A 13,393-nucleotide genomic window follows, 5' to 3' on the forward strand; every position below is an offset into this window, starting at 1 on the left:
AATGAGTGAGCCGACTGGTCATCGGCCGTCGCACAGAGCCGGGGTTCCCCCCGTACCTACGGCTCGTGCACCTGGCGCGGGCGGGACACGTTCCCCCGGTCCCGTCCGCGCCCCTTAACTCCTCGCGCTCACCAGTGGACGACGACCTTGTCGCCGTTCCGCACCTGGGCGAACAGGCTCGCGATCGCCCCCTCGTCCCGCACGTTGACGCAGCCGTGCGAGCCGCCCGCGTAGCCATGGGCCGCGAAGTCGGCCGAATAGTGCACCGCCTGGCCGCCGCTGAAGAACATGGCGTAGGGCATGGGGGAGTCGTAGAGCGTCGACACATGGTGGCGTGACTTCCAGTAGACACGGAACACACCCTCCCGGGTCGGGGTGCCCACCGAGCCGAAACGGACCGACACGGTCGTCAGCGTGCGGCCGTCGATCATCCAGCGCAGGGTCCGGCTCGTCTTGCTGATGCACAGCACCCGCCCGGTCAGACAGCGCGGGTCCGGGGCGTCGGCCGGCTGCCCGCCCATCAGGTACAGCTCCCACTTGCCCGGTTCGTGGGTCATGGCCTTCAGCCGCTTCCAGGTGACCGTGTCGGTCCGCCCGGTCCTCGGCAGCCCGCGCTTGCCCTGGAACCCCTTCACCGCCCGCTCGGTGAGATCGTCGTACGACCCCGTCGGGCCGTCGTAGAGCCAGGCGACCTGCCGCAGCCGGGCCTGGAGTTCCCGCACACCGGGCCCGGTGTCGCCGCGCGACCACAGCACGGGGCCGGACGCGGCGGAGGTGCTCGGCGGTGTCGCGCCGGGCTTGGGGTCCTGCGCCGACGGTGTCGCGCCGGGGCCGGGGTCCTGCGCCGGCGGGGTGCTGCGCTTCGGCACCTCGATCCGCACGGGGAGGTGTCGCTTGCCGTCGCCGCCGTCCTCGCCGCTGCCCTGCACCGTGCAGCCGCAGGCCATCGCCAGGACCAGCAGTGCCGCGAACCCTCGCCCCATGCCCGTAGTACGCATCCGGACCCCCAGCCGTCTCACCGACATCCCCTCGATGTCTCCCCCCACTCGCCCCCCGACGAACGACCCCTCACCCCTCGACGAACGATCCGTCGCCCACCGACGAACGCCCCGTTCGCCCCCGACGAACGACCCGGCCCGTTTCCCCCGGCTCGCGCAGCACCCGGCGGCGATCCCCGCGCCACCGCAATACCGTGGTGGGCATGACGCGTGAGTCGGAGTCCGGACTGCCCATCGAACCCGTCTACGGTCCCGAGGCCCTGCACGGCTGGGATCCCGCGGAGAAGCTGGGTGCGCCGGGCGCGTACCCCTTCACGCGGGGCGTGTACCCGTCGATGTACACCGGCCGCCCCTGGACCATGCGCCAGTACGCCGGTTTCGGGACAGCCGTGGAGTCCAACGCCCGCTACCGGCAGCTGATCGCCCACGGCACCACGGGCCTGTCGGTCGCCTTCGACCTGCCCACCCAGATGGGCCACGACTCGGACGCCCCGATCGCGCACGGCGAGGTCGGCAAGGTGGGCGTGGCGATCGACTCGATCGACGACATGCGGGTGCTGTTCGGCGGGATCCCGCTGGGAGAGGTGTCGACGTCGATGACGATCAACGCCCCCGCCGCCCTCCTCCTGCTCCTGTACCAACTGGTCGCGGAGGAACAGGGCGTCCCGGCCGACAGGCTCACCGGCACGATCCAGAACGACGTGCTGAAGGAGTACATCGCGCGCGGCACCTACATCTTCCCGCCGAAGCCCTCCCTTCGCCTGACCGCGGACATCTTCAAGTACTGCCGGGCCGAGATCCCGAGGTGGAACACGATCTCGATCTCCGGCTACCACATGGCGGAGGCGGGTGCCTCGCCCGCGCAGGAGATCGCCTTCACCCTCGCCGACGGCATCGAGTACGTCCGCACGGCGGTCGCGGCGGGCATGGACGTCGACGACTTCGCCCCCCGCCTGTCCTTCTTCTTCGTCGCCCGTACGACGCTTCTGGAGGAGGTGGCCAAGTTCCGTGCCGCCCGCCGGATCTGGGCGCGGGTGATGCGGGAGGAGTTCGGCGCGAAGAACCCGAAGTCGCTGATGCTGCGCTTCCACACGCAGACCGCGGGCGTCCAGCTGACCGCCCAGCAGCCGGAGGTGAACCTGGTCCGGGTCGCGGTGCAGGGTCTCGCGGCCGTCCTCGGCGGCACCCAGTCCCTGCACACCAACTCCTTCGACGAGGCCATCGCCCTGCCGACGGACAAGTCCGCCCGCCTCGCCCTGCGCACCCAGCAGGTGCTGGCCCACGAGACGGACGTGACCGCGACGGTCGACCCCTTCGCCGGGTCCTACGTCGTCGAGCGGATGACCGACGACGTGGAGGCGGCCGCGCTGGACCTGATGCGGAAGGTCGAGGACCTCGGCGGCGCGGTCGCCGCGATCGAACACGGCTTCCAGAAGAACGAGATCGAACGCAACGCCTACCGCATCGCCCAGGAGACCGACTCGGGCGAGCGGGTCGTGGTCGGCGTCAACCGCTTCCAGCTCGACGAGGAGGAGCCGTACGAGCCCCTCCGGGTCGACCCCGCCATCGAGTCCCAGCAGACCGAGCGCCTCGCCCGGCTCCGCGCCGAACGCGACGGCGCCGCCGTGGACGCCGCCCTGGCCGCCCTCAAGAAGGCCGCCGAGGGCGAGGACAACGTCCTGTACCCCATGAAGAACGCCCTCAGGGCCCGGGCGACGGTCGGCGAGGTGTGCGGCGCCCTGCGCGAGGTGTGGGGCACGTACGTTCCTTCGGACGCGTTCTGAGTGCGACACTCGTCTGCATGTTCGGTGTCATCGACCTCCCCACCTACCTGGCAGGCCTCGTCCTGATCGTGCTGCTGCCCGGGCCCAACTCGCTCTACGTCGTCTCCGTCGCCGCCCGGCGGGGCGTACGGGCCGGTTACACCGCCGCGGCCGGGGTGTGGTGCGGGGACACCGTGCTGATGACGCTGTCCGCGGCCGGGGTGGCCTCGCTGCTCCAGGCCAACGCCGTGCTGTTCGGGATCGTGAAGTACGCCGGGGCCGGGTATCTGACCTGGCTCGCGGTCGGGATGCTGCGGGCCGCGTGGGGGATGTGGCGGAGCCGCCGGTCACCGGTTGCCGACGCGGAGGCCGCCGCCGAGGGTCCGGCCGAGCGGCCGTACCGCAAGGCCCTGGTGATCAGCCTGTTCAACCCCAAGGCGATCCTGTTCTTCATCGCCTTCTTCGTGCAGTTCGTGGACCCGGCCTACGCGTATCCGGCCGTCTCCTTCGTGGTGCTCGGGGCGTTCGCCCAGGTGGCCAGCTTCCTGTACCTCACCGTGCTGATATTCAGCGGGACGAAGCTGGCGGAGGCCTTCCGCCGCAGGCGGCTGCTGTCGGCCGGGGCGACGTCCGCCGCGGGCGCGCTGTTCCTGGGGTTCGCGGTGAAGCTGTCGCTCGCTAGCGCGTGATCAGCCGCCGGACGTAGTCGGTCAGCGTGCCGGTGTCCTCGCCCGCCCAGCCCACATAGCCGTCCGGACGGACCAGGAACAGCCCCTTGCCGTACGACGGCTGCTCCTCGCCCGTGACCACCCGCACCGCTTCCGGCAGTGCGGGCGCCTCGGTCCCGACGGCCACCAGCGTCCAGTGCGGGCCCCGGAACGCGTCGAAGAGCCGGGTGCCGTCGAGCTTGCCGTCGGGGGCGCGGTCGCCCGCGCGGAGCCCCGTCACCGCCGTACGGGTCTCCTCGGTGAGGGACGACTCCCGGTACCCCAGGTTCAGCTGCCGGGTGGCGTCCCCACGGCGGACCTCCCCGCGGTGCACGCCCGTCGAGATGCCGAGCATGTGCGCGGCGACGGGCCGGCGCTCCTCCTCGTAGGTGTCCAGGAGATCCGCCGTGGCCTCGGACCGGAGGACTGCTGCCAGCTTCCAGCCCAGGTTGTACGCGTCCTGGACGCTCGTGTTCAGGCCCTGGCCGCCCGCCGGGGAGTGGACGTGGGCCGCGTCGCCCGCGAGGAGGACCCGGCCGGAGCGGAAGGCGTCGGCGAGGGCCGCGCGGGGCCGGAAGTCGGAGGCCCAGCGGACCTCGGTGACGGACTCGGGGGCGAGGTGGGAGCGGGCCGCGACGACCTCGCGGATCGCGTCGGGGGACAGGTCCACGTCGGTGCCCTCGGGGAACTGGGCCACGACCTGGAAGTCCTCCGTGCCGGCCAGCGGGCAGATCGCGAGGTAGGCGGAGTCGTCGCCGCGGGGCGGGAAGATGTGCCAGTTGTCGCGGTCCAGGCCGGTGATGCGGACGTCCGCGACGAGCATCGGGTGGGGGTCGACGGTCTCGCCGGTCATGCCGATCCCGAGCGTCCTGCGGACGACCGAGCGGCCGCCGTCGGCGGCGACGAGATGGCGGGCGCGGATCTCGGGGCCCGTAGCGAAGCGCACGGTCACACCTTCCGTGTCCTGCTCGAACCCGACGACCTCCCGCCCGAAGGACACCCGCCCGCCGAGCTCCACGAGCCGCGCGAACAGCACTTCCTGCGTGCACCACTGGGGCACCATCCAGGGCGCGTTGTACGGCGAGTCGTCCGTGACCTCGGCCGGCTCGAACATCCGGTGCTCGCCCACCCGCTCGCCGTCCTGCCAGACCATCCCGACCGGGTACGTGCCGCCGGCCGCGAGGATCGCGTCGAGCACGCCGAGGTCGTCGAAGACCTCCATCGTGCGCGGCTGGAGGCCCTTGCCGCGCGAGCCCGGGAACAGCCGGTCCGCCTTCTCCACGACCAGCGCGTCCACGCCCCGCCGGGCGAGGTCGATGCCGAGGGCGAGGCCGGTGGGGCCGGCGCCGACGACCAGTACGTCCGTGTTCATGACTCACTCCTTAACGCTGTTAAGTGCTCCGCTCCACGAGCGTGCCCTTAACGCTGTTAAGCTGTCAAGCGTGAGTACGGAGAAACGCCCACCCCTCGACCGCGCACGGGTCGCCGGCACCGCGCTGAAGCTCCTGAACGACGTGGGCCTCGACGGCCTCACCCTGCGGGCCATCGCCAGGGAACTCGACGTCAAGGCGCCCGCCCTGTACTGGCACTTCAAGGACAAACAGGCCCTGCTCGACGAGATGGCCACGGAGATGTACCGGCGCATGGTCGCGGACACCGAGCTCGACCCGTCCGACACCTGGCGGGAACGGCTGCTCAAGGCCAACCGCGGACTGCGCACCGCTCTGCTCGGCTACCGCGACGGCGCCAAGGTCTACAGCGGCTCACGCTTCACGGGCCTGGTCCACGTCGAGCAGATGGAGGGGACCCTGGCCCTCTTCACGGCCGCCGGATTCACCCTCGCCCAGGCGGTCCGCGCCACCTCGACGTCGTACCTCTACACGCTCGGTTTCGTCATCGAGGAACAGGGCGTGGAGCCGATGCCGGGCGAACGCCGAGAAGGCTTCGACGTGGCCGAACGCGCCCGCCTCATGGCCGACTTCCCCCTGTCGGCCGCGGCGGGCGCGGAGATCTTCCAGGACTTCGACCAGCACTACGAGGAGGGACTGGCGCTGGTGCTGGCGGGAATCGAGGCGCGGTACGGCCGGTGATGTCAGGACCTGTTGAGCGCTGTCCGTAGCCGAGGCGTGAGGCGGTCCTCGACGAAGCGGGTCAGGAGCCAGGCCAACGTCAGCATCGAGGCGATCGTCAGGACGAAGGTCGCCGACGAGGGGAGGCCCAGGTCGCGGTGCAGGACGCGGATCACCACCCAGCCCAGGTGCTCGTGCACCAGGTAGAAGGGGTACGTCAGCGCCCCGGCCACCGTCAGCCAGCGCCAGTTCGCCCGGTCCAGCCAGCCCAGCGCGATCGCGGCGACCGCCAGGAACCCGAAGGCGACGACCAGGATGATGCCGTACGACGTCCGGTGCGCGAAGGCGTGCGGGTCCGAGACGTTCCACAGGTCACGCACCGCGTAGTGCTGGCCGATCAGGAAGCTGACGGCGACGATGCCCCACGCGGTGGCGTCCCTGCGGTCGCGGTGTATGAGATAGAGCCCCATCCCCCCGATGAAGAACGGCGCGTACTCCGGCATCAGCACGATGTCCAGCAGCGGCATTTTCGCGCCCTGCGCGATCGCCGCCGCCAGGGTCCAGCAGGCGCAGAACATCACGACCCGGCGCCGGGTCGCCCCCGGCAGGACGACCACCAGCGCGAACAGGGCGTAGAAGCGGATCTCCGCCCACAGCGTCCAGTCCACGCCCAGCACCCGGTCCACGCCCAGCGGCTGCTGGAGCAGCGTCAGGTTCACCAGCGCGTCGCTCGGCGAGACCGTCCTGTAGGCCACCCACGGCAGCGCGAACACCCCGGCCACGAGGAGCACCGCCGCCCAGTACGCCGGCATCAGCCGGGACACCCGGGAGGCGAAGAACGAGCGCAGCGGACGGCCCCAGCCGCTCATGCAGATCACGAAGCCGCTGATGACGAAGAAGACCTGGACGCCGAGGCAGCCGTAGGCGAACGGCGTGTGCAGGGTGGGGAACTGCTGGTCGGCCGGGCTGCCCCAGGCCTTCGTGACCTCGCCGCCGCGCCCCCCGTAGTGGTACAGCGCCACCATCAGCGCGGCGATCAGCCGCAGCCCGTCCAGCGCCCGGAGGCGGCCCCCGGAGCGCTTCACGGGGGCGACCTGAACGGGCGCGGCCGGGACGGGCTGCGGCTGGGTGGTGCTCACGACCGTCTCGGTCACGGTGGTAACCCCTAGCAGGGAGAAGTGGCGTCCACCAGCAGGTTAGGCACCACGCATGAGTACTTCTGTTCGACGAGATCGCTCTTCGCCCAGCTCTCTCCAAGGGTTCACCTGGGCGACGGACAGGATTCCCGCACTGTTCCCGGCCCCTCGGAGCAACCTCGGCCGCTCGCGGAGCAACCGCTACCGCTGCACGGACTTCTTCAGCGCCCGTGCCCGGCGCACCACCCGGCGGGCGGTCGCGTTGTGGGGCAGGAAGGCCAGCCGGCCGGGAATGCCGCCGGGCAGACCGAGCGCGGTGAGCCGCTTCTTGCGGAAGTAGCGGCGGGAGCGCGGGCCGAAATGCTTCGAGAGATAGCGCTCCGCGACCGGACGCAGCGGCGGGTAGATCTTCGGCTGAAGGGTGTAACTCAGCGCGGGGATCAGCTCGTTGAGCGTGTCCACCGACAGCGCCTCCTCGCCGCGGCGACCCTCCAGGTCCGGCAGCACCGCGTCCGCCAGCACAACCGGGACACGGTTGCTGTTCTGGTACGGCGTCAGCCGCTGGAGGAGCAGCTCGGTGCCGATCCGCGCGGCCGGCAGGTCGTAGAGGGCCGAGGCCGTGAACAGCGCGGTGGAGAAGCAGCCCACGACCAGCGCCGGCCGGGCCTTCTCGAACAGCACCTCGGCGAGCACCGGCACGTCCAGGACGGTGAGTTCGACGCCCAGCCGCTCGGCCTCGGCCTCCAGGGCGCGGCTGAAGCGGGCCGGTGCGCTCGGGTGCGGCTTGAAGACGACCGAGCGGTGCCCCTTGGCGACCGCCCCCTCCAGCATCCGTACGTGCAGGTCCTCCTCCTCCTCGGGGGAGAGGATGTCCAGCGCGGAGAGGTACTGTCCGAGCAGCAGGGCCGTCTCCTCCGGGACCCGCGGCAACTCCTCGACCGACGCGGTGACTTCCCCCATCGCCTTGAGGAAAGCGGACGTCGGCACCACGACCGGCGGCACGTCGAACTCGGTCAGCAGCATCGGCGTGAGACCCGCGATCAGGTCCAGGTGCAGCAGACGGCGCACCCGGGTGCCGACCAGCGGGTCGAGCTTGTTGCGGGTGGGGCCGTAGCTCATCAGGCCGTCCGCGTACACGTCGACGGGGGCGCCGGTGAAGATCTGGGCGACGGTGAGGGCCGGGGCGACCTGGAGGGACTCCAGGACCAGTTCGACCCGGTCCTCGCCGAGATCCCACAGCAGCCGCAGATAGCGCTCGAAGAGGGGGATGTCGTCGGGGCGCGGAGCCCAGGAACCCGGGTGGAAGGGGCGGATGGCCTCGTTCCAGGACAGCACCTCGTCGAAGTGGTCCCGCAGCGGCGCGAAGCCCGGCATCTCGTCCAGCGGTGTCGAGATCTCCGGTGTCGCGGTGTTGTTGAACACCAGCAGCACCCGCCGCCCGGCCTCGTCGAAGAGGTCCGAGTCGATCGCGGCGGCCAGCGTGACCGCGCCGTACAGCGTCGAGGCACAGAAGATCTGGGTCGTGGGGGAACCGGACCGGGACATCACGCGACCGCCTTAGTCGTGGTGACCCGCCGCCGCAGCCGCCGCAGCTTGGCGGAGCGGTCCAGGTCCATGGTGTTGAGCACGTCACCGAGCATGTCCTGCGGCATCCGCTTGACGGCCGCCGCACTCAGGGTCCGCAGCTGCCGGGCCACGGAGGGCTCCCACTTGGACTCGTCGGAGAGATGGTGGGCGATGATCGCGCAGTAGGTGCGCACCGCCTTCGGCAGCAGCCGGTCGGCGTCCGGGTCCGCCGCCGTCTCCTCGATGACCTGGTCGAAGGCACGGATGAAGTCGAGCTGGCGGGCGTCGCCGATCTGGGTGAGGGAGGAGGCCACCCCGCGCCGGTAGAACACGCCGAGCAGGCTCAGCACGGCGAACGACTCCGCCTCGCGGTGCAGCTTCCAGATCCACGGCCGGTCCTCGGCCGTGCGCAGCCCGTCGGTGAAGTGCAGCAGACCCCGGTCGAGCAGCCGGCGGTGGTAGGCGCCGGCCCACGCGTACGCGTAGTCCACGGAGGTCGAGCGGTCGGCGGGCAGGATCGCCTCCCGCGGGTTCAGCACCTCGTTCCGCCGCCCTATCGGCACCCGGTGCACGGTCCGGGCGCGCGCCACCGTCTGCACATGGTCGGTGCGGACGAAGTCGCAGCCCAACTCCTCGATGGCGGTGACCAGTTCGGTCAGGTAACCCGGCGCGAGCCAGTCGTCACCGTCCAGGAAGGTCAGGTACTCGCCCCGGGCCGCGTCCAGGCCGGTGTTGCGCGCGGTGGCGAGCCCGCCGTTCGTCTCGTGGTGCAGCACCTGCACCTGGGCGACGTCCGAGAGCTCCTCGGCCGCGCGGTCGAGAATGGCCGGAGTTTCGTCCTTGGATTTGTCGTTCACCAGCACGAACTCAAAATCCCGGCGGGCATTCAGACGGAGACTTCGGAGAGTGTCCGGGGCGTATTGCTGCACGTTGTAGAACGGCACGATGACGGAGAGCTTAGGCACCCGAGAAACGCTAGAAGGCGGTCCGGCAGCTGAACTTTACGGAAAGGGTACTTCGGGTGAACTCGATGTGTCGGATCGGTGCATCCCGTGTACTTCCCGGGCTCCGGCGGGCCAGTTCGGCTCTCGGTGGGGTGTTGTTAACTTTTCGTTGATTCGCGGTTGGGCCGGACCTTGGAATTGATTCCTAGCGTCTTCCCCGTGCCGCCAAGTTCTCCGAAGTCCCTTCGTATCGCCGTCCTCGCGGACTCCGACACCCGCTGGAAATGGGGTGCGCTGACCGCCGACCGCATCGCCCCCGATCCGTCCATGGAAACCGCCTCGCGAGGCGGGGCGCAAGTCGGCCGCACGCTGGACGGATTCCTGCTGCGCGGCCGTGCCACCCCCACCGCGCGCCAGCTCGACGAGGTGGGCGTGCGCGCGGACTCGCTGCGGGAGGTCACCGCCGTCGAGTTCCTGCGCGCCATGGCCGAGACGTCGTACGACATCGTGGTGCTGGCCCTGGTCGGCGGCGGCGTCCAGGCGATGCTGCACGGCCTCGCGCGGGTCTGGGACGGCCTGGAGAAGGGGTCCGGTCCCGAGCAGGGGTCCGGTCCCGAGAAGGGGCCCGAATCCCGGAAGCGGCCCGTCGTCGTCACCGGCTATGTCGGAGTCGTCTACGAGAAGCTCGCCGACGGCCTGCTCCTGCGGCACGGAGCCGACCTCGTCCTCGCCAACTCCCGCCAGGACGCCGAGCGTTTCCGCGCGGTGTACGAAGGGGTGGGCGCCGACGCCTCCGCGGTGACCGAGGTGGCCCTGCCGTTCCTCGGCGGGACGGCCTACGAAGGTGAACACACCCCGTACACCGTGGTGTTCGCGGTCCAGCCCTCGGTGCCCGACAACCGCAGGGACCGCACCTACCTGCTGGAGCGGCTGGTCCGGCACGCACGGCTGCACCCCGAGCGCGAGGTGCTGCTCAAGCTCCGCTCCAGGCCGGGTGAACACACCACCCACATCGAGGAGTTGCCGTACCAGAAGCTGGTCCAGCGGCTCGATCCGCCGGCCAACTTCCGGCTGGTGTACGGGAACATGGGCCAGGTCCTCGACCACACCGACCTGCTGGTCACCATCAGCTCCACCGCCGCCCTGGAGTCCCTGCACCGCCGTATCCCTACGGTCGTCCTGACCGACCTCGGCGTGCGCGAGGTGCTCGGCAACCACCACTTCGTGGGCTCCGGCTGCCTCGCCTCCTGGGACCAGCTCGACGCCGGACACCGGCCGGTGCCCGACGAGGAGTGGGTGGCCCGGCAGGGCGTCGTCGCTGGGGGCACCTCCCGGACGGAGTCTGGGGGAGGCACGTACGGGCATGCCTTCGACGCGGCCCGCGAACGCATCGCCAAGTTGCTGGCCTCGCCCGAACTGCCCCCGCTGACCCCGTACTACACACCCGTCACGGCCCCCGGCTACCTCCCCGGCATCCTCGCCCGCCACCACCTCGGCCCCGACGGCACACCGCTGCCGGGCGCCCCCGCCGCCGACAGGGAGCCCGGCCCGGTACGGCAGATCGTCCGCCGCGCGGCCCGCGGCGCGTACCGGCACGGGGTGCAGCGGGTGGCCCCGGTGATCCGTCGGATGGGGGAACTGTGAACGCCTTCCGCGACACGGCGAACACGTTCCACGGGCCGTTCCGGGGAGCGGCGAGCACGTCTTACGGCGGCTCCTTCGGGGGGCCCGCGAACGCCACCCACGGCCCGTCCAGCGGTCCCGGGAACGCCTCCCAGGGCCCTTCCCGGGACGCCGCGAGCACGTCCCCCGGAGGCCCCTTCGGCGGGCCCGTGAACGTCACCCCCGCCCCTTCCCGGGACGCCGCGAGCACGTCCTATGGCGGCTCCTTCGGCGGCCCCGTGAACGCCACCCCCGCCCCTTCCCGCGACGCCGCGACCACCTCCCACGCCCCTTTCCGAGGAGCAGACCCCATGTCCAACCCGCAGACGAGCCGGAGTGCCTCCGTGCGCCGGGTGCTCGCCGTGATTCCCGCGCGTGGCGGCTCCAAGGGCGTGCCCGCGAAGAACCTCGCCTCCGTCGGCGGCGTCCCGCTGGTGGCCCGGGCCGTTCGTGAGTGCCGGGCCACCCGCCTGGTGACCGACGTGGTCGTCTCCACCGACGACCAGGCCATCGCCGCCGCCGCCCGCTCGGCCGGCGCCGAGGTCGTGCTGCGCCCCGCCGCCATCGCCGGGGACACCGCCACCTCCGAGGCCGCCGTGCTGCACGCCATGGACGCCCACGAGGCCCTGCACGGCTCCGCCGTCGACGTGGTCGTGTTCGTGCAGTGCACGAGCCCCTTCGTCGTCCGGGAGGACATCGACGGCGTGGCCTCCGCGATCGTCGAGAACGGCGCCGACACGGCCGTCACCGTTGCCCCCTTCCACGGCTTCATCTGGCGCGACGCCGACACGGAGGCCACCGCCGGCACCGTCACCGAGACCGAGGCGGCCGTCGGCGGCGGCTACGGCGTCAACCACGACAAGTCCTTCCGCCCCCGCCGCCAGGACCGCCCCCAGGACCTCCTGGAGACCGGCGCCGCCTACGCCATGGACGCGCCCGGCTTCCGCAAGCACCAGCACCGCTTCTTCGGCCGCACCGAACTCGTGCGCACCGACCCCGCGCGCGTGCTGGAGATCGACGACCCGCACGACCTGGCCCGCGCCCGCGCGCTGGCCCCCCTCTTCGACGCGGACCGCCCCGGCGCGCTCCCGTCCTTCGAGGACGTCGACGCGGTCGTCCTGGACTTCGACGGCACCCAGACCGACGACCGGGTGCTGATCGACGCCGATGGAAAGGAGTTCGTCTCCGTGCACCGCGGCGACGGACTCGGCATCGCCGCCCTGCGCAAGTCGGGCCTCAAGATGCTGATCCTCTCCACGGAGCAGAACCCGGTCGTCGCCGCCCGCGCACGGAAGCTCAAGATCCCCGTGCTGCACGGCATCGACCGGAAGGACCTCGCCCTCAAGCAGTGGTGCGAGGAGCAGGGCATCGCGCCCGAGCGCGTGCTCTACGTCGGCAACGACGTCAACGACCTCCCGTGCTTCGCCCTCGTGGGCTGGCCCGTGGCGGTCGCGAGCGCCCACGACGTGGTACGCGGCGCCGCCCGTGCGGTCACCACCGTCCCCGGTGGCGACGGCGCGATCCGAGAGATCGCCAGCTGGATCCTCGGCCCCTCTCTCGACTCCCTCACCAAGTAAGGAAATCACCCGCCATGTCTGTCAACTCCCGTCTGCGCACCTTCGGTACCGAGCGCATCGCAGGACCCGGTCAGCCCGTCTACATCTGCGGCGAGATCGGCATCAACCACAACGGCGAGCTGGAGAACGCCTTCAAGCTCATCGACGTGGCCGCCGAGGCCGGCTGCGACGCCGTGAAGTTCCAGAAGCGCACCCCCGAGATCTGCACCCCGCGCGACCAGTGGGACATCGAGCGCGACACCCCCTGGGGCCGGATGACGTACATCGACTACCGCCACCGTGTGGAGTTCGGTGAGGACGAGTACCGCCAGATCGACGAGTACTGCAAGGAGAAGGGGATCGCCTGGTTCGCCTCCCCGTGGGACACCGAGGCCGTCGCCTTCCTGGAGAAGTTCGACGTCCCGGCCCACAAGGTGGCCTCCGCCTCGCTGACCGACGACGAGCTGCTCCGCGCCCTGCGCGCCACCGGCCGTACGATCATCCTGTCCTCCGGCATGTCGACGCCGAAGCAGATCCGCCACGCGGTCGAGGTCCTCGGCTCGGACAACATCCTTCTCTGCCACGCCACTTCGACCTACCCGGCCAAGGCCGAGGAGCTCAACCTGCGCGTGATCAACACGCTCCAGGAGGAGTACCCCAACGTCCCGATCGGCTACTCCGGCCACGAGACGGGCCTCCAGACCACCCTCGCCGCGGTCGCCCTGGGCGCCACCTTCGTCGAGCGCCACATCACCCTGGACCGCGCGATGTGGGGCTCCGACCAGGCCGCGTCGGTCGAGCCGCAGGGCCTTCAGCGCCTGGTGCGCGACATCCGCACCATCGAGGCCTCCCTGGGCGACGGCGTCAAGAAGGTCTACGACTCCGAGCTCGGCCCGATGAAGAAGCTGCGCCGCGTCACGGGCGTCGTCGCCGAGGCGGAGATCGCCGCGGCGGCGGGCGAGCCGGTCTCGGTCTGATCCACCAAGTGCCGG

The 13,393-nt window shown here is 71.0% G+C and carries 11 protein-coding genes; 6 read left to right on the forward strand and 5 right to left on the reverse strand.

The window, feature by feature from the left end; translation table 11 throughout:
* Positions 1-128 precede the first annotated feature (128 nt).
* Entirely contained in the window at positions 129-983 is an 855-nt protein-coding gene (locus AQJ54_RS02315; RefSeq protein WP_062233359.1) for a L,D-transpeptidase family protein, read from the reverse strand.
* A 218-nt stretch (positions 984-1,201) separates the two neighbouring features.
* Here AQJ54_RS02315 and AQJ54_RS02320 point away from each other — a divergent pair, with 218 nt between their 5' ends.
* Together AQJ54_RS02320 and leuE are read left to right on the forward strand one after the other, a co-directional pair.
* A complete protein-coding gene (locus tag AQJ54_RS02320; RefSeq protein WP_062233362.1) occupies positions 1,202-2,782 on the forward strand; it encodes an acyl-CoA mutase large subunit family protein in 1,581 nt (526 codons plus the stop codon).
* A 17-nt stretch (positions 2,783-2,799) separates the two neighbouring features.
* A complete protein-coding gene (leuE, locus tag AQJ54_RS02325) occupies positions 2,800-3,450 on the forward strand; it encodes a leucine efflux protein LeuE (protein ID WP_062023677.1) in 651 nt (216 codons plus the stop codon).
* Here the strand turns inward: leuE and AQJ54_RS02330 are convergent.
* Complete coding sequence (locus tag AQJ54_RS02330; RefSeq protein WP_062233366.1) at positions 3,440-4,840, reverse strand: FAD-dependent oxidoreductase; 1,401 nt, start codon at positions 4,838-4,840, stop codon at positions 3,440-3,442. The two genes, leuE and AQJ54_RS02330, sit on opposite strands and share 11 nt — an antisense overlap.
* A gap of 70 nt (positions 4,841-4,910) precedes the next feature.
* Between AQJ54_RS02330 and AQJ54_RS02335 the strand changes: the two genes are divergently transcribed.
* Entirely contained in the window at positions 4,911-5,558 is a 648-nt protein-coding gene (locus AQJ54_RS02335; RefSeq protein ID WP_062233369.1) for a TetR/AcrR family transcriptional regulator, read from the forward strand.
* Positions 5,559-5,560: 2 nt separating this feature from the next.
* Here AQJ54_RS02335 and AQJ54_RS02340 read toward each other — a convergent pair whose 3' ends face one another.
* From AQJ54_RS02340 to AQJ54_RS02350, 3 genes are all read right to left on the reverse strand, one after another.
* Positions 5,561-6,691, reverse strand: coding sequence for an acyltransferase family protein (locus AQJ54_RS02340; protein WP_062233371.1), 1,131 nt, complete (start codon positions 6,689-6,691; stop codon positions 5,561-5,563).
* A gap of 183 nt (positions 6,692-6,874) precedes the next feature.
* Positions 6,875-8,218 carry an alpha-2,8-polysialyltransferase family protein gene (locus AQJ54_RS02345; RefSeq protein WP_062233382.1) on the reverse strand — a complete coding sequence of 448 codons (1,344 nt, stop codon included), beginning with the start codon at positions 8,216-8,218 and terminating at the stop codon, positions 6,875-6,877.
* The gene (locus tag AQJ54_RS02350; RefSeq protein WP_062023685.1) at positions 8,218-9,204 is read right to left on the reverse strand and encodes a glycosyltransferase family 2 protein; all 987 of its coding nucleotides are present in this window, start codon (positions 9,202-9,204) and stop codon (positions 8,218-8,220) included. Before AQJ54_RS02350 ends, AQJ54_RS02345 begins: the two co-directional genes overlap by 1 nt.
* A 198-nt stretch (positions 9,205-9,402) precedes the next feature.
* Here AQJ54_RS02350 and AQJ54_RS02355 point away from each other — a divergent pair, with 198 nt between their 5' ends.
* The 3 genes from AQJ54_RS02355 to AQJ54_RS02365 all read left to right on the forward strand — a co-directional run bounded on the left by AQJ54_RS02355 (position 9,403) and on the right by AQJ54_RS02365 (position 13,378).
* Entirely contained in the window at positions 9,403-10,827 is a 1,425-nt protein-coding gene (locus tag AQJ54_RS02355) for a DUF6716 putative glycosyltransferase (protein WP_062233385.1), read from the forward strand.
* Between the two features lie 329 nt (positions 10,828-11,156).
* Entirely contained in the window at positions 11,157-12,422 is a 1,266-nt protein-coding gene (locus tag AQJ54_RS02360; protein ID WP_062023689.1) for an N-acylneuraminate cytidylyltransferase, read from the forward strand.
* 14 nt (positions 12,423-12,436) lie between these two features.
* Positions 12,437-13,378: an N-acetylneuraminate synthase family protein gene (locus tag AQJ54_RS02365; protein WP_062023691.1), complete on the forward strand. Its 942-nt coding sequence runs from the start codon at positions 12,437-12,439 to the stop codon at positions 13,376-13,378.
* Positions 13,379-13,393: the final 15 nt, after the last annotated feature.

The organism is Streptomyces griseorubiginosus (genome assembly GCF_001514195.1).
Taxonomy (GTDB): domain Bacteria; phylum Actinomycetota; class Actinomycetes; order Streptomycetales; family Streptomycetaceae; genus Streptomyces; species Streptomyces griseorubiginosus.